Source organism: Bradyrhizobium sp. GW821-FHT13H05, assembly GCF_058804065.1.
Window position 1 is genome coordinate 299,312 of record NZ_JBXAPO010000005.1, and the last position, 22,965, is coordinate 322,276.

General features: G+C 65.0%; 19 protein-coding genes. 12 read left to right on the plus strand and 7 right to left on the minus strand.

Annotation, left to right across the window (positions count from 1 at the left end; genetic code table 11):
- The first annotated feature begins 46 nt into the window (after positions 1 to 46).
- The 3 genes from AC1RR3_RS18115 to AC1RR3_RS18125 are packed head-to-tail and all read left to right on the plus strand — an operon-like array spanning position 47 to position 2,573.
- Positions 47 to 1,441: an MATE family efflux transporter gene (locus tag AC1RR3_RS18115; protein WP_492824473.1), complete on the plus strand. Its 1,395-nt coding sequence runs from the start codon at positions 47 to 49 to the stop codon at positions 1,439 to 1,441.
- Positions 1,438 to 1,926 carry a DUF2867 domain-containing protein gene (locus AC1RR3_RS18120; protein ID WP_492824474.1) on the plus strand — a complete coding sequence of 163 codons (489 nt, stop codon included), beginning with the start codon at positions 1,438 to 1,440 and terminating at the stop codon, positions 1,924 to 1,926. The genes AC1RR3_RS18115 and AC1RR3_RS18120 overlap by 4 nt, the downstream gene beginning before the upstream one ends.
- On the plus strand, positions 1,923 to 2,573 hold the full coding sequence (locus AC1RR3_RS18125) for a 2-hydroxychromene-2-carboxylate isomerase (RefSeq protein WP_492824475.1): 651 nt from the start codon (positions 1,923 to 1,925) through the stop codon (positions 2,571 to 2,573). Before AC1RR3_RS18120 ends, AC1RR3_RS18125 begins: the two co-directional genes overlap by 4 nt.
- Before the next feature lies 1 nt (position 2,574).
- On the opposite strand, the gene AC1RR3_RS18130 is transcribed toward AC1RR3_RS18125, so the two are convergent.
- Positions 2,575 to 3,690 (minus strand): FUSC family protein, encoded by a 1,116-nt coding sequence (locus tag AC1RR3_RS18130; protein ID WP_492824476.1) that lies wholly within the window; start codon positions 3,688 to 3,690, stop codon positions 2,575 to 2,577.
- A 123-nt stretch (positions 3,691 to 3,813) separates the two neighbouring features.
- On the opposite strand from AC1RR3_RS18130, the gene AC1RR3_RS18135 reads away from it, so the two are divergent.
- Positions 3,814 to 5,181: an MmgE/PrpD family protein gene (locus tag AC1RR3_RS18135; protein ID WP_492824477.1), complete on the plus strand. Its 1,368-nt coding sequence runs from the start codon at positions 3,814 to 3,816 to the stop codon at positions 5,179 to 5,181.
- 199 nt (positions 5,182 to 5,380) lie between these two features.
- Here AC1RR3_RS18135 and AC1RR3_RS18140 read toward each other — a convergent pair whose 3' ends face one another.
- Together AC1RR3_RS18140 and AC1RR3_RS18145 are read right to left on the minus strand one after the other, a co-directional pair.
- Positions 5,381 to 6,808, minus strand: a complete 1,428-nt coding sequence (locus AC1RR3_RS18140) for a serine hydrolase domain-containing protein (protein WP_492824478.1) — start codon at positions 6,806 to 6,808, stop codon at positions 5,381 to 5,383.
- Between the two features lie 144 nt (positions 6,809 to 6,952).
- Positions 6,953 to 8,014: a helix-turn-helix domain-containing protein gene (locus tag AC1RR3_RS18145; protein WP_492824479.1), complete on the minus strand. Its 1,062-nt coding sequence runs from the start codon at positions 8,012 to 8,014 to the stop codon at positions 6,953 to 6,955.
- A 274-nt stretch (positions 8,015 to 8,288) separates the two neighbouring features.
- Between AC1RR3_RS18145 and AC1RR3_RS18150 the strand changes: the two genes are divergently transcribed.
- The 3 genes from AC1RR3_RS18150 (at position 8,289) to AC1RR3_RS18160 (ending at position 12,861) form a co-directional block, all read left to right on the plus strand.
- Positions 8,289 to 9,206: a pirin family protein gene (locus tag AC1RR3_RS18150; protein ID WP_492824480.1), complete on the plus strand. Its 918-nt coding sequence runs from the start codon at positions 8,289 to 8,291 to the stop codon at positions 9,204 to 9,206.
- A gap of 76 nt (positions 9,207 to 9,282) precedes the next feature.
- Positions 9,283 to 10,197 carry a phosphoribosylaminoimidazolesuccinocarboxamide synthase gene (locus AC1RR3_RS18155; RefSeq protein WP_492824481.1) on the plus strand — a complete coding sequence of 305 codons (915 nt, stop codon included), beginning with the start codon at positions 9,283 to 9,285 and terminating at the stop codon, positions 10,195 to 10,197.
- Positions 10,198 to 10,644: 447 nt separating this feature from the next.
- Entirely contained in the window at positions 10,645 to 12,861 is a 2,217-nt protein-coding gene (locus AC1RR3_RS18160) for an SLC26A/SulP transporter family protein (protein WP_492824482.1), read from the plus strand.
- Between the two features lie 39 nt (positions 12,862 to 12,900).
- On the opposite strand, the gene AC1RR3_RS18165 is transcribed toward AC1RR3_RS18160, so the two are convergent.
- Positions 12,901 to 13,782: an NAD(P)H-binding protein gene (locus AC1RR3_RS18165; protein WP_492824483.1), complete on the minus strand. Its 882-nt coding sequence runs from the start codon at positions 13,780 to 13,782 to the stop codon at positions 12,901 to 12,903.
- Between the two features lie 30 nt (positions 13,783 to 13,812).
- Here AC1RR3_RS18165 and AC1RR3_RS18170 point away from each other — a divergent pair, with 30 nt between their 5' ends.
- Positions 13,813 to 14,712: a helix-turn-helix transcriptional regulator gene (locus AC1RR3_RS18170; RefSeq protein ID WP_492824484.1), complete on the plus strand. Its 900-nt coding sequence runs from the start codon at positions 13,813 to 13,815 to the stop codon at positions 14,710 to 14,712.
- A gap of 133 nt (positions 14,713 to 14,845) precedes the next feature.
- On the opposite strand, the gene AC1RR3_RS18175 is transcribed toward AC1RR3_RS18170, so the two are convergent.
- On the minus strand, positions 14,846 to 16,339 hold the full coding sequence (locus AC1RR3_RS18175; RefSeq protein WP_492824485.1) for an NAD-dependent succinate-semialdehyde dehydrogenase: 1,494 nt from the start codon (positions 16,337 to 16,339) through the stop codon (positions 14,846 to 14,848).
- 168 nt (positions 16,340 to 16,507) lie between these two features.
- Entirely contained in the window at positions 16,508 to 16,828 is a 321-nt protein-coding gene (locus AC1RR3_RS18180; protein ID WP_188099486.1) for a hypothetical protein, read from the minus strand.
- Between the two features lie 348 nt (positions 16,829 to 17,176).
- Between AC1RR3_RS18180 and AC1RR3_RS18185 the strand changes: the two genes are divergently transcribed.
- Positions 17,177 to 18,370, plus strand: a complete 1,194-nt coding sequence (locus AC1RR3_RS18185; RefSeq protein ID WP_492824486.1) for a serine hydrolase domain-containing protein — start codon at positions 17,177 to 17,179, stop codon at positions 18,368 to 18,370.
- A gap of 125 nt (positions 18,371 to 18,495) precedes the next feature.
- On the opposite strand, the gene AC1RR3_RS18190 is transcribed toward AC1RR3_RS18185, so the two are convergent.
- Positions 18,496 to 19,497: an adenosine kinase gene (locus AC1RR3_RS18190; protein WP_492824487.1), complete on the minus strand. Its 1,002-nt coding sequence runs from the start codon at positions 19,495 to 19,497 to the stop codon at positions 18,496 to 18,498.
- Between the two features lie 125 nt (positions 19,498 to 19,622).
- Between AC1RR3_RS18190 and murJ the strand changes: the two genes are divergently transcribed.
- The 3 genes from murJ (at position 19,623) to AC1RR3_RS18205 (ending at position 22,899) form a co-directional block, all read left to right on the plus strand.
- Positions 19,623 to 21,155 (plus strand): murein biosynthesis integral membrane protein MurJ, encoded by a 1,533-nt coding sequence (gene murJ, locus AC1RR3_RS18195; protein ID WP_492824488.1) that lies wholly within the window; start codon positions 19,623 to 19,625, stop codon positions 21,153 to 21,155.
- Between the two features lie 92 nt (positions 21,156 to 21,247).
- Positions 21,248 to 22,300 carry a tryptophan--tRNA ligase gene (gene trpS, locus AC1RR3_RS18200; protein ID WP_492824489.1) on the plus strand — a complete coding sequence of 351 codons (1,053 nt, stop codon included), beginning with the start codon at positions 21,248 to 21,250 and terminating at the stop codon, positions 22,298 to 22,300.
- 104 nt (positions 22,301 to 22,404) lie between these two features.
- On the plus strand, positions 22,405 to 22,899 hold the full coding sequence (locus tag AC1RR3_RS18205; RefSeq protein WP_492824490.1) for a universal stress protein: 495 nt from the start codon (positions 22,405 to 22,407) through the stop codon (positions 22,897 to 22,899).
- Positions 22,900 to 22,965 lie beyond the last annotated feature (66 nt).

Here is a 22,965-nt window from a genome sequence, read left to right on the forward strand (position 1 = left end):
CAGCGACAGCCATGTTTTCGTCGCCCGGTTGTGTTATTGAGCCGCCATGCTCGACACCGCGCAACCTCGTCCGCAGCCGCAAGCCGGCGTGCCGCAAAACCATCTCGCGCAGGAATTCGTCGAGACGCTGCGGCTGGCCGTGCCGATGATGCTGACGCAGCTCGGGCAGATCGCGATGATCACGACCGATCTCGCGCTGATCGGCCGGCTCGGCGAGGACGCGGTCGCCGCCGCAGCGCTGGCGCATACGGTCTATTTCGTCAGCTTCACCTTCGGGCTCGGATTGATGTCGGCGGTGTCGCCGCTGGCGGCGCAGGCGTTCGGCGCCGGCGATATCGGGCGCATCCGCCGCTCCTTGCGCGTCGGGTTATGGGTTGCGCTGCTGATCTCGCTGCCGATGATGGCCTCGCCGCTCTATGGCGAGCACATCCTGATCGCACTTGGTCAGGCGCCGCAGTCGGCCGCGCTCGCCCAGCGCTATCTGAATGGTCTGGCCTGGGGCATCGCGCCGGCGCTCGGCTTCATCGCGCTGCGCAGCATGATGAGCGCGGTGAACCGGCCGCAAGCGCCACTGTGGATCACGCTCGCCGCGATCCCGGCAAATGTCGTGCTGGTCTACGCGCTGATCCACGGCCTGTTCGGCCTGCCGGAGCTCGGCCTGTTCGGCGCGGGGCTTGCGACCACGATCGTCAATCTCGGCACCTTCCTCGCTACGCTTGCCATCGCAGCTTGGCGAAAGCCATTCGCGGACTATCACCCGCTCGCCCGTCTCTGGCAGATCGACTGGCCGTTGATGCGCCAGCTCATCGCGATCGGCGCGCCGATCTCGTTTTCCCTGCTGCTGGAATATGGCCTGTTCTCGTCGGCTGCACTGCTGATGGGATTGATCTCGACAACGGCGCTTGCCGCGCACCAGATCGCGCTCCAGGTCACCGCCGTGCTGTTCATGGTGCCGCTGGGCATCGGCATGGCGGCGACAGTGCGGGTCGGCCATGCCTTCGGCCGCAACGAGCCGGCTGCGGTGAAGCGCGCAGGCATCGTTGCCGCCGTGCTCGGCGTAGCGTTCGTCTCGGCGCTGACCGTCGCCATCATCCTCGGCCGCTACGAGCTTGGACGGCTGTTCTTCGGTCGGAGCGAGGCCAGCGCGGCGACGGTCGATCTCACCGCAACATTGTTGCTGGTCGGCGCGACCTTCTTCATCGCCGACGGCCTCCAGACCATCGTGGGCGGCGCGCTGCGCGGCATCAATGACACCAGGATGACGCTGGTGTTCGCGGCGATCGGCTATTGGTGCATCGCCTTTCCCGTCGCCTGGGTGTTGGCGTTCCACACCGGGCTTGGCGCGGTCGGGATCTGGATCGGGTTCTCGGTCGGAACATTCGTCTATGCCGGTCTCCTGGTCTTGCGCTTCCGGATGCTGACGCGCAAATTGATGGGATGACCGGACCCGTTCGCGAAATCACCCCCGATGTCGATGCCGGCGCAGTGCTGTCAGGCGCGCAGTTCATCGACGCCTTTCGTGCAGAGGTCGGCGCGACGCAATTGAGCGCCCGCGAGGCCTGCACCCGAATGGTGCTGCACGGGCCGCGCTGGATCGACGCGCTGACGCGCTTGCGCAACATTCTGGTGACACCTTTCGGCTTGAAAAAATCGGGCGAAGGCGCCTACGCGCCCGGCGGCCTGATTGGCCTGTTTCCGGTGGTGAGCGAGACGCCGGAGCGGCTGGTCGCCGGCTTCGACGACTATCATCTCAATTTCCGTATCGTGGTCGATGTCGCCGGCGAAGCGACGCTTCGCCACGTCACCGTGACCACTCTGGTGAAAACGAACAATTTCCTCGGACGGACCTACCTTGCGCTGATCACGCCGTTCCACAAGCTCGTGGCCCGCAGCATGATGGGGAGCATCGTGGAGCCGGCGCGATGACGCTGTCCGTCGACCTGTTCTATTCCTTCCGCAGCCCGTTCAGCTATCTGGCGCTGCCGAAGACGCTGAAGCTCGTCGCGGAGTACGACCTCGCGGTGAACCTGCGGCCGGTCTATCCGCTCGCCGTCCGTGTGCCCGGCTTCTTCAAGAAAGCCAGCCCGAACTTCATTCGCTATGTCGTGCTCGACAGCACGCGCGTGGCGCAGCACGAGGGCATTCCGTTCCGCTTTCCGAGGCCAGATCCGATCGTGCAGGACAAGGTGACGTTCGATGTCGCGGCCGAGCAGCCCTACATCCACCGGCTGACCCGGCTGGGTGCCATGGCACAGCTCGAGGGACGCTCGCTCGCATTCACCAACGCGATCGCGCGGGTGCTGTGGGACGGCTCGGTCGCGGGCTGGAACGAAGGCGATCATCTCGCTCGCGCTGCCGAGAAGGCGGGCTTCGATCTCGCCGCGATGGATGCGGCGATCACCGCGGATGCCGATCGCTACGAGCAGGTGATCACGGAGAACGAGAAGGACCACGCCGCATCAGGCCATTGGGGCGTGCCGACTTTCGTGTTCGAGAACGAGCCGTTCTTCGGCCAGGACCGCATCGACCTGCTGCTCTGGCGCCTGGTGGCTCAGGGCCTGACGAAGCGCTAATTCATTCCGCCACGCGCGCGGACTTGTCGGTCGAGGCTTCCGACCATTCGCCGACGACGCGATCGAGATCGCAGAGATTCTGGTGCATCTGCTCCAGTGAGAAGCCGATGGCGAAGAAGCGTTCGGCGGTGTCGCCGGAATGGCCGCGGATCAGGCCGTCATGACGGACGGCGGCAACGGCCTCGGCATAGTGCTGGAGCGCGACATGGACGGGATGGATCGGCGGCGCGCCGGCGCCCTCGCGCAGGGCGGCTGCAGCCGAACGCAGGAAACGCGCGATCACGGTCGAGACTTCCGTCAGGGGCGCTGCAAGCCGCATCTGCACCTCGACCGGCAGCGGCACCACCGTGGCGCGACCGATCATCACGACGTCATGGCGCAGCCGCAGCACGGTGCGCAGCAGCGGGCCGGTGTCGGGTCCGCTCGACAGCCGCGCGGAGCGCTCGCGCTCGGCCTCGGCACCGATGGCATTCATGCCGACCATCGCGGTGCCGATGCCGTCCTGGATCTGATGGAGCGCGTCGTTGTCGCGGCCACGCGTCAGGCCCGCAAGCAGCTCGGTGAAGGCATCCGCGATCAGTTCGAGCAGCTTTGCCGCGCTGGCGCGGATCTGCCGCACCGCGCGTGAGGGCAGCACCAGGAAGGAGACCAGCAGGCCGGTGATGGCGCCGACCCCGACCTCGCTGACGCGATCGATCGCCGAGGTCATCGGGTCGGAATGATGCATGGTCGGGACCAGCAGCACGATGATCGCGGTCACCGTTGCCGCATTGAGGCTCGGATTGATCGCGGCGACGAAGGCGAGTGGCGCGACCGCCAGCACCAGCAGCCCCAGCAGGCCCGCCTCGGTGGAATAAGGGATCATGATCGCGATGGCGCCGCCGTAGATGGCGCCGCCGATGGTGCCGAGCACGTAGTCGCGCGTCGCCTTCAGCGAGCGGCCGACGCTCATCTGGGTCACGATCAGCGAGGTCAGCACCGCCCAGAGCGGCAACAGCAGATGCAGCGCGGTCGCGATGGCATAGGCGGCGGTCGCCGCCACCGTGACCCGGATCGCCAGCCCCAGTTGCGTTCGCCGTGACCGGATCCGGTCGAACATCTGTCTTGCGAGTGTCATCGTCGAATGTCCCGGTCCGATCCTCTTGCGCCTGCCAAAAGCATAGCTGATGCCCGCGGCCCCAAGGCCGCTTGAAAGGCCAAATCAGCCCGCCTAACTTGCCGGCCAAAACGAGGAAACACGATGGCCCACGAAACCGCAACGCTCGCCGCCTATGTCTTCAATCTGAAATACCAGGATATTCCGGCGGAAGTGCTGGACCGCGCCAAGGTGCTGACGCTGGACTTCCTCGGCAGCGCCATCCGGGCCCGCAGCGAAGCGGAATCCACCCCCTCGATCCTGAAGATGCTGGAAGCGCTCGCGCTCGACACCAAGGGCGAGTCCACCGTGTTCGGCGACAGCAAGACCTGGACGCCGGCGGTGGCGGCATTGCTGAACGGTGCGCTCGGCCACTCCCTCGATTTCGACGATACGCATGCCGATTCCTCGCTGCATCCGAGCGCGCCGGTGGTCCCGGCCGCGTTCGCCGTCGGCGAGATGGTCGGCGCCTCCGGCCGTGACGTGCTGACCGCGATCGTTGCCGGCTATGAGGTCTGCTGCCGGCTCGGCAACGCGCTCGATCCGACCTCGCATTATGCACGCGGCTTCCACCCCACAGCGACCGCGGGCACCTATGGTGCGGCCGCGGCCGCCGGAAAACTGTTTGGTCTAAGCGAGCAGCAACTCATCTCCGCTTTCGGCGTCTCCGGCAGCCAGGCCGCGGGCTCGCTGCAATTCCTGGTCAACGGCGCCTGGAACAAACGCTACCAGGTCGGCGCTGCCGCGATGAACGGCGTGATCGCCGCAACGCTGGCGCGCAACGATTTCGTCGGCTCGAGCGAATCGGTCGAAGGCAAGCACGGCCTGCTCGCCGGCTACACCGACGATGCGCATCCGGACAAGGCGGTGGCCGAGCTCGGCAAGACCTATGAGACCATGAAGATCGGCGTGAAGCCTTATCCGAGCTGCCGCTACACCCATGCTGCGATCGACGCGCTGATCGCGATGCGGCGCGAGCACAATCTGACGCCCGACCAGGTCAAGCGCGTCGAGATCGGCCTGCATCGCAACGGCATCACGCTGACCGGCGACGCGGCGACCAAGCGCCATCCGACCTCGATCGTCGGCGGCCAGTTCTCGATGTTCTTCACCGGCGCGCTCGCGCTCGACCAGGGCTCATTCGGCTGGGACGATTACAACCGCCTGGGCGACGCCGCCATCGACGCGCTCGCCGACAAGTTCGACGTGGTGCAGGACGACCGGCTCGAAATCGGCCGCACCCACCCGTTCGGCGCGCGCGTCAGCATCACCACCGACGACGGCGTACATGAGCGGCTCTACGCCGATCCTTCCGGCGAGCCGAATTCGTTCCCGGATGCACTGGCGATGCAGCAGAAGTTTCTGACGCTGGCGCGTCCGGTACTGAACGCGCGCGCGGAGAAATTTGCAGATGCGATCATGACGCTGGAGCGGTTCGATCGCGTGGCGAAGGCAACGGAGCTGGGAAGGTAGTCAATTCTCGCCGCGCAGCCGGTACACCCTCGCCCCTTGCGGGAGAGGGTGGATGCGCGAAGCGCAGCCGGGTGAGGGGTTCTCTCCGCGAGTCCAACCTTCATTTGAATGCGCGGAGAGATACCCCTCATCCGGCGCTTCGCGCCACCTTCTCCCACAAGGGGAGAAGGAAAAAGCAGCGGCGCTCCTCGCTACCTCCTCAATCCGCCCCCGCCATTTTCGCCTTCTCGCGCGTGGCGGCCACCACATCGCGCACGAGATCGAACACGCCATCCGCTTCCGGCGGCCAGTTCGGCGAGCGGCCCATCCGCACGATCACCAGCCGCTCTGAGGGAATGATGATGGTGTACTGCCCGATCGTGCCCTTGGCGAAGAAGGCATCGCGCGGCCAGCCGTGCTCGACGCGAAGGGTCGCGCCAAAACTGTCGCCCTGGTTGGTCCAGAAGCCGGCGCCGATGCCGACCCACGCGTTTGGCGTCGCCGTCGCCGAATAGTTCACCCAGCCCTCGGGGAGGATGCGCTTGCCGCCGGCGACGCCGTCATTGAGATAGAGCTGGCCGAAGCGCGCCCAGTCGCGCGCGGAGGCCAGCATCTCGCTCGATCCCTCGATCGTACCTGAACCGTCGAGCTGAAGCGTGACATTGCGCATGCCGAGCGGCGCGAACAATTCGCGGCGTACGAAGCGCAGCGCGTCCGCAGGACTTCCACCGGTCGCATTGCGGATCAGGCGGGAGAGAATGAGCATGTTGCCGTCGTGATAATTCCACGCGGTACCCGGCGCGGTCGCGAGCGGAATGCTCTCGGCATAGGCCGCCATGTCGCGCTCGCCAAACTTCATCCGGTTGACCGGCTCGAACGCCGAGCCGAGCGAGGCCTCCAACGAGCTGCCGAGCGCGAGCCCCGCGGTATGGCGCAAGAGCTGATCGACGGTGATGGCGTGGCGCGGATCGTCCGGATCTTTCCACGCCGCGACCGGTGCAGGCGCGTCGAGCTTCAGCTTGCCCTGACGCACCAGCACGCCTGTCAGCGCCGAGATCACCGATTTCGTCATGGAGAAGCTGAGCAGCGGCGTCTCCGGTCCAATGCCGTCCGCATAGCGCTCGGCGATGACGCGGCCGGACTTCATCACGACGACCGCGCGCGTGCGGCGATAAGGCGGCTGCGCAGGCTCGGTGAAGGCGCGGTCGAGCGCGGCGGCGAGCTCGGGATTTTGCGGCGGCACGATCGCAGGGCCGGCGATCTCCGGCAGCAGCGCCGGCTGCCTGTCATCTGCGAGCGGCTCGACGGCGACAATCCCCGCGTCGTGCTCCAGCGTGCAGCCCAGCCCCTCGCGATAGACCGCATGGCTGCGGCCGAAACCGAGCAGCGTCACCGTGACGTCCTTGCGGACACGATCGACCTGATAGTCCATCGCCCAGGTCAAAAGGCCGGTGCCCGGCATCGCATCGGTGGTCTCGGCAAGATTGCGCCTGATATCGAGGCCGGAGACGAAGGTCTCCGAGCAGAGGATGTCGGCAATGAAGCCGGTGGCAACCTTGGGGACGTCGCGGGCCCGCGCGGCGCCGAGCGCCAGGCCGGCACAGGCGATGGCGGTGGTGAGGAGGAGGATCTTGCGGCGGCGGGTCACGGGCTTTCTCCGGGCTTGAGGACGTGCCGAGAGAAAGCGGGATGCGGGCGATGTGCGCTCGCCGAATTTGAAAAACGACCTCGTCGAAGCTGACCGGAGCTAGCCGATTCTGGAATTCTTCTGTGATTTCAATTTCATAAAAATCTAGACTGCCTCGACCTTCAGCCGCCGGTATTCCGTCGGCGTCACGCCGGTCACCGCCTTGAACGCACGGTTAAACGGCCCGAGCGACTGGAAGCCGGCGTCCATCGCGATGGTGATGACGGGAACCTCGGCCTGGGCGGGATCGGCGAGCGCGGCCTTGGCTTCCTCGATACGGTGGTTGTTCAGGAACACATTAAAATTGCGATAGCCGAGCCGCTGGTTGATCAGGCGGCGCAGCCGGTATTCGGGAATTTTCAGCCGACCCGCCAGCACGCCGATGGTGATATTCTCCTGGCGATAGATGCGCTCGTCCGCCATCAGACGCATCAGGGCGTCGATGAGCTTTTGATCGGCGGCGTCCTCGGCCACAGGCTGGCTGAAAACGTCAGGCGGTGCGGGCTCCGCCGCGGCCGGAAACAGATCCGCCCCGTCAACGCGCATCATGGCATAAACGATCGCCGCGACGGTGCAGGCGAGCGCGCCGGCATTGATGGTTTCGGCGATATCGCCGACGTGGTGCCCGGCGACGGCGATCTGGAGCACCGCGTTCAGCCCGCCATAGAGCGCGGCTATGCAGACGATGAAGACGCGAGCGCTGCGGCGGCGCTCGACCAGGTCGGCCGGCCAGGATGCGATCATCTGCCCGACCGCAAGCGCGATGAAGCCGAGCACGATCAGATTGACCATTGTCACCGAGAACCGCACATGGCCACTGGGTGCAATCCAGGCGCAGCCTGCGAAGCTGAAGGCCGTCACCAGCGCCCAGACCGATCCGTGCCACCAGCGAAGGCGAAACTCGTCGTCGAACAGGGAGCGCGTGAACAGCCAGAACACCACGATGGTGCCGGTCGACAACGCGATCAGCGGTGCATGCCAGAGCGGGATCCGCGACGTGACATCCAACGAATAGCTCACAGCATGCGCGGCCGAACCCAGCGCGAACGCCGCGCCGAGGCGCGCTGCCAGCACATTGCGGAAATCGGACAGCAATGACGCCGCCAGCACCAGCAGCAGCGCGACGCTGGCGGCGCGGAAGGCGAGCTCGGTTGCGGCAAGGGTCATCTGGTGATGCGATCGGTCGCGATTGACATCCGCCGAACATCCTTCGTCGGGCCGCGCTTTTCAAGCTGGATCACGCGGTCTCGATCCCTGGGATTTGACCTCGATCAGGTTTGCGCCCGGTTTGATCAGAGAAACCATCGCCCGCCCCTGTTTCCAGATTAGGTATCGCCGATATCGCACGATGACGGCAAATAGACCATCGCGGCGATGCGGCGGCGCCGCGACGGGGCCATCAAATCCTGTTACGCTCGCCGCAATAAAGAAGGAGTCCCCCATGAGCTGGCAACCCTCGAACGATCCCGTGCTCGGCGATCCCATGTCCTGCGATGCACTCGATCTCGTCATCGTGCCGCGCACGCGCGACCTCGGCGACGGATTTCAAGTGCGGCGAGCGCTGCCGCACGGCAAGCGGCAGATGGTCGGGCCCTTCATCTTCTTCGATCATTTCGGGCCGGTGCAGTTCGTATCCGGCAAGGGCATGGACGTTAGGCCGCACCCACATATCGGGCTCGCGACTGTCACCTATCTGTTCGACGGCTCGATCATGCATCGCGACAGCGAGGGCAACGTCTGCGAGATCCAGCCCGGCGCGATGAATCTGATGACGGCCGGGCGCGGCATCGCGCATTCGGAACGTACGCCGGATGCGCAGCGCGCCTCGGGCCAGCAGATGCTCGGCCTGCAAAGCTGGATCGCGCTGCCGGCGGGATCCGAAGAGATCGATCCCTCGTTTCAGCATTACGGCGCCGGCGACCTGCCGATGATTTCCGAGCGCGACTTCACCGCGCGGGTGATCGCAGGCTCGTCATTCGGCATCACCTCGCCGGTCAAAATGGTCTCGCCCTGGTTCTACACCGAGGTCACCGCCGTTGCAGGCGCCAGCGTGCCGCTCGACCCCGATCATGAGGAGCGCGCGATCTACATCGTCGACGGCGAGGTCGAGATCGCGAACGAGCGCTACGAGGCGCCGCGGCTGCTGATCTTCCGGCCCGGCGACCGCATCACCGTGAAAGCGCTGAAAGCCACGCGGATGATGTTTCTCGGCGGCGATGCGCTGGAGGGCCCGCGCCACGTCTGGTGGAATTTCGTCTCCTCCAGCAAGGAGCGGATCGAGCAGGCCAAGCAGGACTGGAAAACCGGCCGCTTCGCCGCGGTTCCGCAGGAACATGAGTTCATTCCGCTGCCGGAATAGGCTAATCCGGTGTCCGGCCGTGCCATCAGGCGCGGCCGGATTTTTGCGCGAAGGCCAAATTTTCGAAAGTTCTGCGATGACCGCCATGCTCTCCAGCGACCTGCCCCTGCCCAAGATCGGCCGCGGCAAGGTGCGCGATATCTACGCCGTCGATGACGACCGCCTGCTGCTGCTCACCACCGACCGCATCAGCGCCTTCGACGTCGTGATGGGCGAGACCATCCCGATGAAGGGCGCGGTGCTGACGCAAATCAGCGCGTTCTGGTTCAACGAGCTGGAAGGCGTGGTGCCGCATCACATGATCAGCGCCGATACCGACGAGATCATCGCGGCCGTGCCGGCGCTGGAGCCGCACCGCGCCGAGATCCTCGGCCGCGCCATGCTGTCCCGCCGCACCACCGTGTTTCCGATCGAATGCGTGATCCGCGGCTATCTCTCGGGCTCGGCCTGGAAGGAGTATGCGGCCAGCGGCACGCTCGCCGGCGAGAAGCTGAAGGCCGGCCTCGTCGAGAGCGAGAAGCTGGATCCCTCGATCTTCAGCCCGGCGACCAAGGCCGAGACCGGCCATGACGAGAACATCACCATCGCGAAGATGCGCGAGGTCGTCGGCGACGAGGTCGCCTACACGCTCGAGAGCATGACGCGCGCGATCTACACGCTCGGCGAGGAGCTGGCGCGCGAGCAGGGCATCATCATCGCCGACACCAAGTTCGAGTTCGGCCGCGACAAGGACGGCCGCATCATCCTGATCGACGAGGTCATGACGCCGGATTCGTCGCGGTTCTGGGCGGTCGATGCCTACAAGCCCGGCCAGCCGCAGGCGAGCTTCGACAAGCAGCCCCTGCGCGACTATCTCGACGTCGAGCGCCGCGCCGGCCGCTGGAACGGCGACGCCCCGCCCCCGCCGCTGCCGGCGAGCGTGGTGGATGCGACCAGCAAGCGGTATCTGGAGGCGTATCGGCGCGTGACGGGGAAAGAGCTGAGGATTTAGGCCCAGTCGTCGCCTCTCGCTCCGTCATTGCGAGCGCAGCGAAGCAATCCAGGCTGTCTCCGCGGAGGGATTCTGGATTGCCTTGCTGCGCTCGCAATGACGGGCTGGGCGAAGCTCCCTCACACTCTCAACTGTCATCGCCCGGCTCGACCGGGCGATCCAGTACTCCGAGACACCTGTGATTCACGGAGACGCCGCGGCGTACTGGGTTCCCCGCTTTCGCGGGGAATGACAGCGGTGAACGTGGGACCACTTCCCGCCATGACATCGGGGGTGTGGCACGAGCTTCGGCTCTTATCTCAACCGTATGGTTGACCATTCACACGCCGTGAATGCAGATCCTCACCGCAAAACTGTCGGATACTTCATAGTTGCAAGAATCCAGTTGCGCTAAGCCCGTAGTCGTCTACGTCTCAGACGGCATTTTTCAGGAGCGAGCGCAACGGCGTGACCGATCCAGCAATCATTTTCAGTCCGGCTCCGCGCGTGAGTCCGGCGCTCAAACGTGCGCTGAACGATATATTGGGCGGCAGCGCCGCCAGCGTCCTGACCGTCACCTTCGGGCTGTCCTATTCGCTGCTGATCTTCGCCGGACCGTTGTCGCCCTTTCTCTCCTACGGGATCACGGCCACCTTCGTCAGTTCCGCCGTGCTTGCGGCCGTCGTCGCGCTCGGCAGCTCCCTGCCCTTCGCGATTGCCGCACCGGACAGCTCGACAGCCGCGGTGACGGGCATTCTGGTCGCCTCGCTGGTCGAACGGATCGAGGCGGCGAATCCGGCGACGTCACTGCTCTCACCGGTCCTGATCACCCTCGGCCTGTCGACGGTGCTGACCGGAGTGGCGCTGTGCGGACTGGGCCTGACGCGGATGGGCCGTGCCATCCGCTACGTGCCTTATCCCGTGGTCGGCGGCTTCCTCGGCGCGACCGGACTTCTCATCGTCATGGGCGCGATCCGGGTGATCACCGATCATCCCGTGCAGTTCGCGACGCTGACGCGGCTTGCCAACGGCATCGCGCTGTCGGAGCTGGCGGCCGCCTGCGCCATGGCGCTGGTGCTCTACCTGACCTGGCACCGCTCGCGCAGCCCGTTCGGACTGCCGATCATCCTGGTCGGCGGCGTGCTCACCGCGCACCTGGCGTTCTGGATCACGGGCGTCTCGCTCGGCGAGGCCCGCGCGCTGGGCTGGACGTTCCAGCCGCCGCCGCAGGCGGCCTTCATGCTGCCCTGGCACGTCGACGGACTGATCCACTATCCCTGGTTTGCCGTGCCGGACCTGCTCGGCAATCTCGTCGCCGTGATCTTCGTCACCGCGTCCAGCACGCTGTTCAACACCACCGGGATCGAGGTGGCCGCGCATCGCGAGGCCAATCTCGAGCGCGAGCTGAACGTCACCGGCACGGCCAACATGCTGACCGGCTTGCTCGGCGGCTATGCCGGCTGCGTCTCCGTCAGCCGCTCGGTCCTCAACTTCGGCAGCGGCGGCCGCGGCCGCCTGTCGGGCCTCACGGTCGCCGCGATGTCGCTGCTGATGCTCGCGATCGCGCCGCAGCTGCTCGGCTTCATCCCGAAATTCGTGCTCGGCGGCCTGCTGCTCTATCTCGGCGCCGACCAGCTGCATAAATGGATCATCGAATCGCGCAAGCGGCTTTCGAAGCTGGAATACCTCTCGCTGATCGCCATCATCGCGATCATCGTGGTCTGGGGTTTCGTCCCGGGCATCCTGATCGGCGTGATCATCGGCTGCGCGACCTTTGCGTTCAGCGCCGCGCGCGTGGAGTCGATCAAATACAGTTTCGACGGCTCGGAGTATCGCAGTTCGCTCGACCGCTCGCGCGACGATCAGGAGGTGCTGCTGGCCCACGGCGGCAAGATCCAGGGCCTCAATCTCCAGAGCTACCTGTTCTTCGGCTCTGCCAACCGGCTCTACCAGCACGTCAAGCAACTGCTCCAGGAACGCCCCGAGTGCCGCTATCTGCTGTTCGATTTCAAGCTCGTCACCGGCGTCGACTCCTCGGCCGCCTATAGTTTTGCCCAGATCAAACGTAGCGCCGCCGATCTCGGCGTCGAGCTGATCCTGGTGCATCTGTCGGCGGCGGCCAAGAAAGTGCTGCGCTCCAGCGATTTCATCGGCGAAGGCGTCACCATCATTCCCGAGCTCGATCGTGCGCTGGAATGGTGCGAGAACGAGCTCATCTCGCAGCACCAGGGCCTGGCGCAGGAAGAAGCCAGCCTGCGCGACTGGTTCGCAGGGATTCTCGACAGCGAGGATGACGCCGACGCGCTGATCCGCCGTTGCCAGCGCCTCGAGGTCGAGGCCGGCGACGTCATCGTGCGAGCGGGCGATCCCGCCGATTCCATGCACTTCATCCTCGACGGCCGCGTCGGCATCATGGTCCCTGCCGACGACGACCGCACCACGCGCGTGCGCAGCCTCGGCCGTTACACCACCATCGGCGAGATGGGCCTGGTGTCGCAGACGCCGCGCAGCGCGACGATCCAGGCCGAGGTCGACAGCGTGCTCTATGTGCTGAACACGCTCCAGTTCGACGCGATCAAGACCGAGGATCCCGCGCTCAGCCACAAGCTGCTGACCTATTTCGTATCGGTCATGGCGGAGCGATTGACGTTCGCGAATAGGACGATTGCGGTGCTGCGGCGGTAGCCGCCACGTAGCCCGCCTCGCCACATCCATGCCTGCCGCTTACGAGAGGGTGTCGCGAACCATCGTATCCAGGCTGCTCGCCGTGACCCCCAGCAGTTTCTCCGTTTCGCCGGCATCGAGCAGAAGCGGCTTTTCGAACAAATAGGACATCTCGATCCCCTCGCTGAAGCCGATGCCTTCCAGATCGGCCGAGGTGAGTCGCGACAAATTGGGAACGTCAATTTTCAGCGCGGCCGCGAATCTCTGGACCAGTTCGCGCACCGATGCCGAGTGCGACGGCACGTGGAAGGCGCGGCCCCATTCTCCGGTGAAGCGCGACGCCGCGACCAGCGTCTTCGCCGTGTCCTTGGTGAAGGACCAGGCATGCGCAGCGTCGGGATCGCCGAGGAACGCGACCGGCTCGTTCTTGAGCAGCGACGGCAGCGCCAGCAGCGAGAAATACGCGATCGCGCCTTTGCCGAGATAGTCGCTGGCGCGGACCTCGAGCGCGGGAACGTTCGATTGCAGCGCACGCTGCCACATGATGTGCCGGGTCGTGCCCTTTCGGGTGGTCGGGTCGGGCTCCAGGTCCGGCGTGAGAGGGCTCACAGCCGCCGCGCCATAACCATAGACATTCCCGACCACGAGCAGCCTGGCACCAACCTGCTCGGCCGCCTTGACCGTTCCGTCCATGATCGGAAAGAAATCGGTCGGCCATCGATGATAGGCCGCCATGGCGCACATGAAGATCGCATCTGCGCCCTTGCTGAGGGCCGCCAGCTGTGCGGCATCGGTGGCATCCGACGAAACCGTACGTACATCTCCGGCGTCGAGCGACCCGGCGTTCCTGCTGGTCAGGACGACGCTGTGCCCTTCCTCCGCCAGAAGGCGCGCGGTTTCGCGCCCGACGGGGCCGGCTCCGACAATCACGTAATGGCTCACCTGGCATCCTCATTTGTCACGAAAAGACATATGAGTTCTTTGACGCCCGAGCCGTTGAAAATCGCGCACGATGCGCCAAATATCGAACACGTTCCGCCAAGCTCTGGAGCCAGGCCCATGCGTGCGAGACCGAGTTCGGCGCCCACATCAGTCGGCGCCATCGCCGCGGCCAGGCGGACCGAGCCTGACGCCGTTGCGCTGCAGCCGATCTGCGATCACCGGATCATCATCCATCTCAGCCCCGCGACGCGCTCATTCTGCCTCGAGACCGGGGAGCAGTGTCTGCGTCAGGCCGGCGACATCGATGTGATCCCATGCGGCGCCGTCGGCGGCTTCGTGGCCGAGACGCCCTACCAATCGCTTCAAATCCGGCTCGCGCCGGGCATGCTGGACCACGCAGCAGCAAGAAGCCGGCAATTGGCATCCGCCCGGCTCGCGCACCATCATATGCTGCGGAATGACCGCATCGTTCTGCTTGGACAGGCTCTTGAAAGCGACGTGAAAGCAGGCTCGCCCAGCGGCCCGCTGTTTGCCGAAAACGTTGGAATGGCCCTGGCGGTCGAATTGCTCAATCTGGCGAATGATCCGCCTGACAAGGCCGTCCGCCTCTCGGACGCGCAGCTCCAGAGAGTTTTGGCCTATATCGATGCCAATCTCGACCAGCCGCTCACCATCGACATTCTCAGCCGCGAGGCCGGCGTCAGCAACTCGCATCTGCGGACCTGGTTCAAGGCGGCCATGGATGTCACGATTCATCGCTACATCCTGAGAAGGAGGGTGGAGCACGCGCGCCAGCTTCTCCTTCAGGGCGATCGGAAGCTAAGCGATATTGCCGCTGAAGCCGGCTTTGCCCATCAGTCTCACCTGGCCAAATGGATGCGGCACGAGCTTGGATACAGTCCCAGCGAACTGCGTCGAAGCAGGAGTTGATTGGTTGCGTGCTTCCGTAGCCCGCTTCGTCATTGCGAGGAGCTCTTGCGACGAAGCAATCCAGACTGTCTCCGTTGAAGGATTCTGGATTGCTTCGCTGCGCTCGCAATGACGTGGAGAGGCAGGTGCGGCCTTACACCCCCGCCATCATCACGTATTTGATCTCGACATATTCTTCCATGCCGTGACGCGAGCCTTCGCGCCCCAAGCCGCTTTCCTTGACGCCGCCGAAGGGCGCGACTTCCGTCGTGATCAGGCCGGTGTTGACGCCGACCATGCCCGATTCCAGCGCTTCGGCGACGCGCCAGACGCGGCCGAGATCGCGGGAGTAGAAGTAGGAGGCAAGACCAAACGGCGAGGCGTTGCACATCGCGATCACGTCGGCTTCGTCCTTGAAGCGGATCACCGGTGCGAGCGGGCCGAAGGTCTCTTCCTGCGCCACTAGCGAATCCGGCTTGACGTCGGAGAGCACGGTCGGCTCGAAGAAGGAGCGGCCAAGCTCGCTGCGCTTGCCGCCGGTGACGATTTTGGCGCCGCGCTTCACAGCGTCCGCGATGTGCCGCTCGACCTTGTCGACCGCTTTCAGATTGATCAGCGGGCCCTGCGTGACGCCGCTCTCGGTGCCGTCGCCGATCTTCATCGCCGCGACCTTGACCGAGAGCTTCTTCACGAACTCGTCGTAGATCTTGTCCTGGGCGTAGATGCGGTTGGCGCAGACGCAGGTCTGGCCCATGTTGCGGTATTTCGAGACGATCGCGCCTTCGACGGCGGCGTCGATGTCGGCATCGTCGAACACCACGAACGGCGCGTTGCCGCCGAGCTCGAGACCGAGCCGCTTCACGCCGACGGAAGCCTGCTGGTAGAGGATCTTGCCGACCGCGGTCGACCCGGTGAAGCCGACGAAGCGCACCGCCGGATGCTCGCACAGCACCTTGCCGATCGGCGGCGCATCGCCGGTGATGATGTTGAGCACGCCCTTGGGGATGCCGGCCTTCTCGGCAAGCACGGCGAGCGCCAGCGCCGACAGCGGCGTCTCGTTGGCGGGCTTGAGCACCACGGTGCAGCCGGCGGCCAGGGCCGGTGAGACTTTCCGCGTGATCATCGAGTTGGGGAAATTCCATGGCGTGATCGCGCCGCAGACGCCGATCGGCTGCTTGATCGCGAGCAGGCGCGCATCGGGCCGCTGGGTCGGGATGGTCTCGCCATAGACGCGGCGGGCTTCCTCGGCGAAGAACTCGATATAGGCCGCGCCGATGTCGACCTCGCCCAATGCCTCGGAGAGCGGCTTGCCCTGCTCTGAGGTGAGGATGAGCGCGAGATCCTCGCGGTTGGCGGTGATCAGCTCGAACCATTTGCGCAGGATGTTGGAGCGCTGCTTGGCGGTGTGCTTGGCCCATGCCGGGAACGCGCGCTGGGCGGCTTCAACCGCCTTGGTGGTCTCGTCTGCGCCAAGCTGCGGAACTTTTGCGAGCTCGATGCCGGTTGCAGGATTGTTCACGGCGAAGACCGGCGTGCCGACCCAGGCGCCATCGATATAGCAGGCCTCCTTCAGCAGCGAAGGATCCTTCAGCCGGTCGCGCAGGGTGGCGGCGGCTTGGGTGGCGCGGGCAGCGGCAGTCGGGGTCATGGCGTTACTCCCTGGGGGCAATCGGATCGGCCGGGAATATAGGGAGAGACGGCGCGCAATGCACCGTCCCGCAACGCACATCTGGTGGCAGCTAAGCTGGGAGCGGCGAACTTATTGTTCGAGCATGATCTTTCCGGAAAACCGCTGCACACTGTTCCGGATCATGCTCTACGCCGCGCCGCTCATATAGGTCTCGCGCCGGCCGATCATGCGCTCGGCAGCGGCCTTCGCGTCGGCCTTCGAGGAGGTCGCGCAGGTCCGGTATTCGAGATCGGGGACGTCGGACGCGTTGCGGCGGCCGAACCAGGATTTCGAGCCGACCGGCAGCAGCGCCAGCGCCTGCGCCAGATTGTCGACCGCGCCGAACGAATAGAGCGCGCCGGAGCCGGCGATACGGACCTCGTAAATACCGGGCGAGATCGGCGCCTCGAGGTTCTCGCCCCGTCCGGGACGGGGATAGCGCTTCCATTCGCTCCAGGTCGAAATCATCTGAGGTCCCCCTCGCGGCCGATCGAAGGCCACCAAATTTGCATCAAGTCTTAACGTCGGCCGTCGATTGGGCCGAGTGCTGAACGCCGCATCGCACAAAATGTTTCAAGTGCTTCAAACACTCAAAACATAGCGCCAGAGCCCATCTACGGTCACGGCGAGTCATGGCGATCCACCGCAGATTGTGACGGAGTGTTGCAGTTCAGCCGCCTTGTCGTCCTGCCTGAGACGCGGACCGTCAAGTCACGAGATCGCGACCATCGCGGGCATCTCGACGCGCTTGCCGCGCAAGGCGTGCAGGAGGACAATCGATCGCTTCCAACAATAATCAAACCGGAGGAAACGCGGATGCGAAGCCAAGCTGAGATCGACGAGATTCTGCGCCAGAAGAGCGACACCAAGGAGATTCCCGGCGTGGTCGCCATCGCTGCCAGCGGTAACGAAGTGCTCTATCAGGGCGCATTCGGCAAGCGCGATCTGTCAAAACCCGATGCGATGACGGCGGACAGCGTGTTCTGGATCGCCTCGATGACGAAGGCGGTGACATCGGCAGGCGCGATGCAACTGGTCGAGCATGGCAAGCTGTCGCTGGACAAGCCGATCGGCGAGGTGCTGCCTGATCTGGCCAAGCCGCAGGTGCTGGAGGGCTTTGATGCCAAGGGCGAACCAAAACTGCGACCGGCGAAGGGCGTGATCACGCTGCGTCAGCTCATGACCCACACCGCCGGCTTCGCCTACAACATGTGGAACGGCGACCTCGGGGTTTATCTGGAGAAGACCGGCACGCCGGCCATCACCACCTGCCAGAACGCGGCGCTGAAGACGCCTGTTATGACCGACCCCGGCACGCGCTGGGAATACGGCACCAATATCGATTTCGTCGGCAAGGCGGTCGAAGCCGTCAGCGGCAAGCGCCTGGACGCGTATCTGCGCGACAATCTTTTTGCTCCACTCGGAATGTCCGACACCGGCTTCAAGATCACCGACGACATGCGCAAGCGCCTGGTCGGCATGCATGCGCGCGGCGAGGACGGCCAGCTCGCGGCGATCCCGTTCGAGCTCGAGCAGGAGCCGGAATTCCACATGGGCGGCGGCGGCCTCTATTCGACCGCGGCCGACTACATCAAATTCACCCAGATGATCCTCAACAAGGGCCGCGGCAACGGCAACCAGGTGCTGAAATCAGAGACGATCGCCGCCATGAGCCAGAACCAGATGGGCGATCTCAACATGACCAAGCTGGCGACGGCGGCGCCGATCTATACCAACGACGTCGATCTCTATCCGGAGCAGGTGAAGAAGTGGGGCCTCAGCTTCATGATCAACACCGCCAAGACCGCGGAAGGCCGCAGCGCCGGCAGCCTCGCCTGGGCGGGCCTCGCCAACACCTATTACTGGATCGATCCGGCGCGCGACGTCACCGGCGTGATCCTGATGCAGCTGTTGCCGTTCGCGGATGGGAAATGCCTGGAGGCATTCGCAGGCTTCGAGCGCGGGGTTTATGCCGGGCTCGATGCGGGGAGCGGGCAGAAGGCGGCGTGAGGGATTGGGGCTCTCACCACACGGTCATTGCGAGCGCAGCGAAGCAATCCAGAATCCCTCCGCAGAAATAGTCTGGATTGCTTCGTCGCAAGGGCTCCTCGCAATGACGATGAGAGAGCGGGGCCTTAAACCGTCAGCCCGCGCTGCTCGGCCAGCTCCTTCAGCGACACTTGCGGCCGCGCGCCGATGTGCTGGATCACTTCGGCAGCGGCGAGCGCGCCGAGTTCGCCGCACTGCTTGTACGGCAAATTGCGCGCGAGGCCGAACAGGAAGCCGGCGGCGAAGAGATCGCCGGCGCCGGTGGTGTCGACGAGTTTTGCGATGGGAGCGGCCGGCGCGGCGACGGCATCTTCAGCCGAGACCACCATGCAGCCCTTCTCGCTGCGGGTGACCACGCCGAGATTGACGTCATTGCGCAGCTGCTTCAGCGCGGTGTCGAAATCCGATGTCATGTAGAGCGAATGCAGCTCGGATTCGTTGGCGAACACGATGTCGACGGTGCCGTTGCGCATCAGGCTGAGGAATTCGTCGCGATAGCGATCGACGCAGAAGGAATCCGACAGCGTCAGCGCCACCTTGCGTCTGGCGTCATGGGCGATCTTGGCCGCCTTGACGAAGGCGTCCTTGGCGTTCTTGGGGTCCCAGAGATAGCCTTCGAGATAGACGATGCCGGCTGAGGCGATCTCGGCCGGGTCGATGTCGGCTGGCGACAGATCCTGCGCCGCGCCGAGATAGGTGTTCATGGTGCGCTCGCCGTCGCCGGTGACCAGAATGTAGGAGCAGCCGGTGGCGGGGCCGTCCTTGGCGGCGGGCGTGTTGAAGGCGACGCCGGCTGAGCGGATGTCATGGACATAGAGCTTGCCGATCTGGTCGTCCTTGACCTTGCCGACATAGGCGGCGCGGGCACCTAAGCTGCCGATGCCGACGATGGTGTTGGCGGCCGAGCCGCCCGAGACTTCCGTGGCCGGGCCCATGTCGCTGTAGATGGCGGCGGCCCGCGCCTCGTCGATCAGGGACATGCTGCCCTTGGTCATGCCATGCTTGGCCAGGAAAGCCTCGTCGGTCTTGACCAGGACGTCGAACAGCGCGTTGCCGATCCCGAGAACGTCATATTTCACGTCAGCCATTCACCTTGATCCTGTTTGGCGGATTGCGAACCTTGGGGAAATCCGCTTCCTGTCAGCCTGAAATCTGGCTCGCGGCCTATCACGACCGGGCCTTAGCGAGCAAGCAACGGTATTATTAAAGAGCAATGATCCGCTCCTTCCTGACAGTCTCGACGGGAACACTGGCCTCGCGGCTACTCGGTTTTGCGCGCGATTCCATGATTGCCGCACTGTTGGGCACCGGCGCCGTGGCAGATGCGTTTCTGGCCGCCTTCCAGCTCGTCAATGTGGTGCGGCGGCTGCTCAGCGAGGGAGCCCTGAACGCGGCGCTGATCCCGGCCTGGCTACGCGTCCGTGACCGTGATGGCGAGGACGCCGCCTCCGCGTTCGCCGGACGCGTGCTTGGCACGGTCAGCGCGGCCTTGATCGTGATCTCGCTCGTGATTGCACTGGCGATGCCGCTGATCATCACAGTGATCGCGCCGGGATTCCTCGGCAGCGGGACACTCGATCTCGCGGTCCAGAACGCGCGGCTGATGCTGCCTTATCTCGCCTTCGCCGGCCCCGTCACCGTGCTGATGGGATTGCTCAACGCGCAAGGGCGTTTTGCGCTGACCGCATTCTCGCCGCTGCTGTTCAACATCGCGCTGATCGCTGCGATCGCAGTGCTGCTCGTCTGGCATGCGGATGCCGGCTTCGCCGCGTGGATGCTGGCGGCGACCGTCGGCGTTGCCGGCCTGCTGCAACTCCTGATGCTGCTGTCGCAACGGAGTGCGCGTCTTGCGACGCCTTTGCGTGTGAGCTTCGACAAGGAGATGCGCGGCTTTTTCGCCAAGGCGATCCCCGGCATGATTGCGAGCTCGGGCCCGCAATGGCTGATGGTCGCGGGCGCGATCATCGCCTCCGCGACGCCTTCCGCCGTGTCCTGGCTCTATTTCGCCAACCGCCTGATCGAGCTGCCGCTCGGCATCGTCGGCGTCGCCATGGGCACGGTGCTGGTGCCCGAACTGACGCGCGCGGTCACCAGCGACGACCGCGACGCGGTGGCGCATGCGGAATCGCGCGCGCTGGAGCTTGCGACCGGGCTGGCGCTGCCGGCCACGCTTGGCCTGATCGTGCTGGCCGAGCCGATCGTGCGGCTGCTGTTCGAGCATGGCGCCTTCGGCGCGGAGGACAGCACGTCCACCGCACGCGCACTGATGTGGCTGGCGCTGGGCCTGCCGGCCCACGTGCTGATCAAGGCGCTGTCGCCGGCCTTCTATGCGCGCAGCGACACGATGACGCCGATGCTGGCGACCGCCAAAGGCTTTGTGGTCGCGGTCGCCCTAGCGGTCCTGCTCGGCCACTATTTCGGCGCGACCGGAATTGCCGCGAGCATCGCCGCCGGCGCCTGGAGCAGCACGCTCTCGCTGCTCCGGAAAGGCACCGGCGAATTCGGTTTCTCGGTTGACGCCGCCGCACGAAAACGACTGCCACGGATCGTGCTCGCAGCCGCGGCCATGGGCGCCCTGCTCTGGCTGACCACGGATCTCATCCCCGCCGAGGCGCATGGCCTCATCCGCTTCATCGTGCTGGGCGTGCAGATTGCGGCCGGAATCGCCGTCTATGGCCTGCTCCTGCAAATCCTCGGCGCAGCCTCCTGGCGCGAGGCGGCGGCCGCCTTGAAGCGGCCCGCCTAGCCCGACCTTGGCGGGCGAGGCCATCGAATTACCCTTGACGGGGCAGCGCCGCTGTTGGAAACGACGACCCGAATACCTCTGGGAACACCAACATGCCATTCGTTGAACGGGTCTTTTCGGGCGTCCAGCCGACGGGCAATCTGCACCTCGGTAATTATCTCGGCGCGATCGTCAACTTCGTGAAGATGCAGGAAACCCACAACTGCATCTATTGCGTCGTCGACATGCACGCGATCACGCAGGGCGTGGACGTCTGGGGCGGACCGGTCGAGCTCGCGCGCAACACCCGCGAGGTGACCGCGGCGTTCATCGCCAGCGGCATCGATCCCAAGAAGCACATCGTGTTCAACCAGAGCCAGGTCTCGGGACACGCCGAGCTCGCCTGGATCTTCAACTGCGTCGCGCGCATGGGCTGGCTCGGCCGCATGACCCAGTTCAAGGAGAAGGCCGGCAAGGACCGCGAGAATGCGTCCGTGGGTCTGTTCGACTATCCCGTGCTGATGGCCGCCGACATCCTGCTGTACCGCGCCACCCATGTTCCGGTCGGCGAGGACCAGAAGCAGCATCTCGAGCTCTCGCGCGACATCGCGCAGAAGTTCAACAACGACTTTGGCGATTCGATCCGCAACCTCGGCGCCAATGACGGCCTGTTCTTCCCGTTGCCGGAGCCGCTGATCACGGGACCCGCGACGCGCGTGATGTCCTTGCGCGACGGCACCAAGAAAATGTCGAAGTCGGATGCCTCGGACAATTCGCGCATCAATCTGACCGACGATGCCGACACCATCGCGCAGAAGGTCCGCAAGGCGAAAACCGATCCGGAGCCGTTGCCCTCCGAGGAGAAGGGCCTGGAACCGCGGCCCGAGGCCGACAATCTCGTCGGCATCTTCGCCGCGCTCTCCGGCCGTACCAAGGCCGACGTGCTCAGAGAATTCGGCGGCGGCCAGTTCTCCAGCTTCAAGAACGCGCTGGTGGAGCTGTGCGTGACAAAACTTTCGCCAATCGCCGGCGAGATGAAGCGCCTTGTCGCCGACCCCGGCCATATCGACGCCATCCTGAACGATGGTGCCGACCGGGCCCGTGCCATTGCCGACGAGACCATGAAGCTCTCGAAGGACATCGTCGGCTTCATCCGCCGGCGCTAAAGCGTTCGCGGAACACGGCCGGCGTGACGACGCCGGCCAACGTCCCTCTCCCAAACCATCGGGGAGTGTGGCAGCATGCTCACCGTGCACATTCCGGGACATGCATGACCAGCAAGCGACTTTGCTTCGAGCCGGGTCACAAGCCCAAATGCCTCGTCATCGTCGACGACACCGCCGAATGGGATCGCGCGGTGTATTATGCGAGCCGCTGGGCGATCCGTGCCGGCGGCGGCGTGGTGATGCTGCGCATCATCGAGCCCGAGCAGCGGACCCAGGAATGGCTTGGTGTCGCCGACATCATGCGCGCCGAGGCGCAGGAGGCGGCAAAAGCCGAGCTCGATCGCGCCGCAGGCCGTGCCAACGGCATCGCCGCAATCACGCCGGAGCGGGTGATCCGCGAGGGCGCTGCGATGGAACAGCTGCTGGCAGTGATCGACGAAGATCCTGACATCGCCCTGCTGGTGCTGGCCGCCAGCCCCGGCGCTGAAGGTCCGGGACCGCTGGTCTCGCTGCTCGCGCACGAACTCGGCACGTTCCCCGTGCCGGTGACGATCATCTCCGGTGCGCTGAGCGACCAAAGCGTGGATTCGCTGTCATAGCTCCGGCACTCGTCATGCCCGGGCTTGTCCCGGGCATCCACGTTCTTGGCGCCACGAAGCAAGGCG

Coding starts and splice junctions, on each gene's coding strand:
- AC1RR3_RS18115 (WP_492824473.1), top strand. CDS start 47: ATGCTCGACACCGCGCAACCTCGTCCGCAGCCGCAAGCCGGCGTGCCG.
- AC1RR3_RS18120 (WP_492824474.1), top strand. CDS start 1,438: ATGACCGGACCCGTTCGCGAAATCACCCCCGATGTCGATGCCGGCGCA.
- AC1RR3_RS18125 (WP_492824475.1), top strand. CDS start 1,923: ATGACGCTGTCCGTCGACCTGTTCTATTCCTTCCGCAGCCCGTTCAGC.
- AC1RR3_RS18130 (WP_492824476.1), bottom strand. CDS start 3,690: ATGACACTCGCAAGACAGATGTTCGACCGGATCCGGTCACGGCGAACG.
- AC1RR3_RS18135 (WP_492824477.1), top strand. CDS start 3,814: ATGGCCCACGAAACCGCAACGCTCGCCGCCTATGTCTTCAATCTGAAA.
- AC1RR3_RS18145 (WP_492824479.1), bottom strand. CDS start 8,014: ATGACCCTTGCCGCAACCGAGCTCGCCTTCCGCGCCGCCAGCGTCGCG.
- AC1RR3_RS18150 (WP_492824480.1), top strand. CDS start 8,289: ATGAGCTGGCAACCCTCGAACGATCCCGTGCTCGGCGATCCCATGTCC.
- AC1RR3_RS18155 (WP_492824481.1), top strand. CDS start 9,283: ATGACCGCCATGCTCTCCAGCGACCTGCCCCTGCCCAAGATCGGCCGC.
- AC1RR3_RS18170 (WP_492824484.1), top strand. CDS start 13,813: ATGAGTTCTTTGACGCCCGAGCCGTTGAAAATCGCGCACGATGCGCCA.
- AC1RR3_RS18175 (WP_492824485.1), bottom strand. CDS start 16,339: ATGACCCCGACTGCCGCTGCCCGCGCCACCCAAGCCGCCGCCACCCTG.
- AC1RR3_RS18180 (WP_188099486.1), bottom strand. CDS start 16,828: ATGATTTCGACCTGGAGCGAATGGAAGCGCTATCCCCGTCCCGGACGG.
- AC1RR3_RS18185 (WP_492824486.1), top strand. CDS start 17,177: ATGCGAAGCCAAGCTGAGATCGACGAGATTCTGCGCCAGAAGAGCGAC.
- AC1RR3_RS18190 (WP_492824487.1), bottom strand. CDS start 19,497: ATGGCTGACGTGAAATATGACGTTCTCGGGATCGGCAACGCGCTGTTC.
- murJ (WP_492824488.1), top strand. CDS start 19,623: ATGATCCGCTCCTTCCTGACAGTCTCGACGGGAACACTGGCCTCGCGG.
- trpS (WP_492824489.1), top strand. CDS start 21,248: ATGCCATTCGTTGAACGGGTCTTTTCGGGCGTCCAGCCGACGGGCAAT.
- AC1RR3_RS18205 (WP_492824490.1), top strand. CDS start 22,405: ATGACCAGCAAGCGACTTTGCTTCGAGCCGGGTCACAAGCCCAAATGC.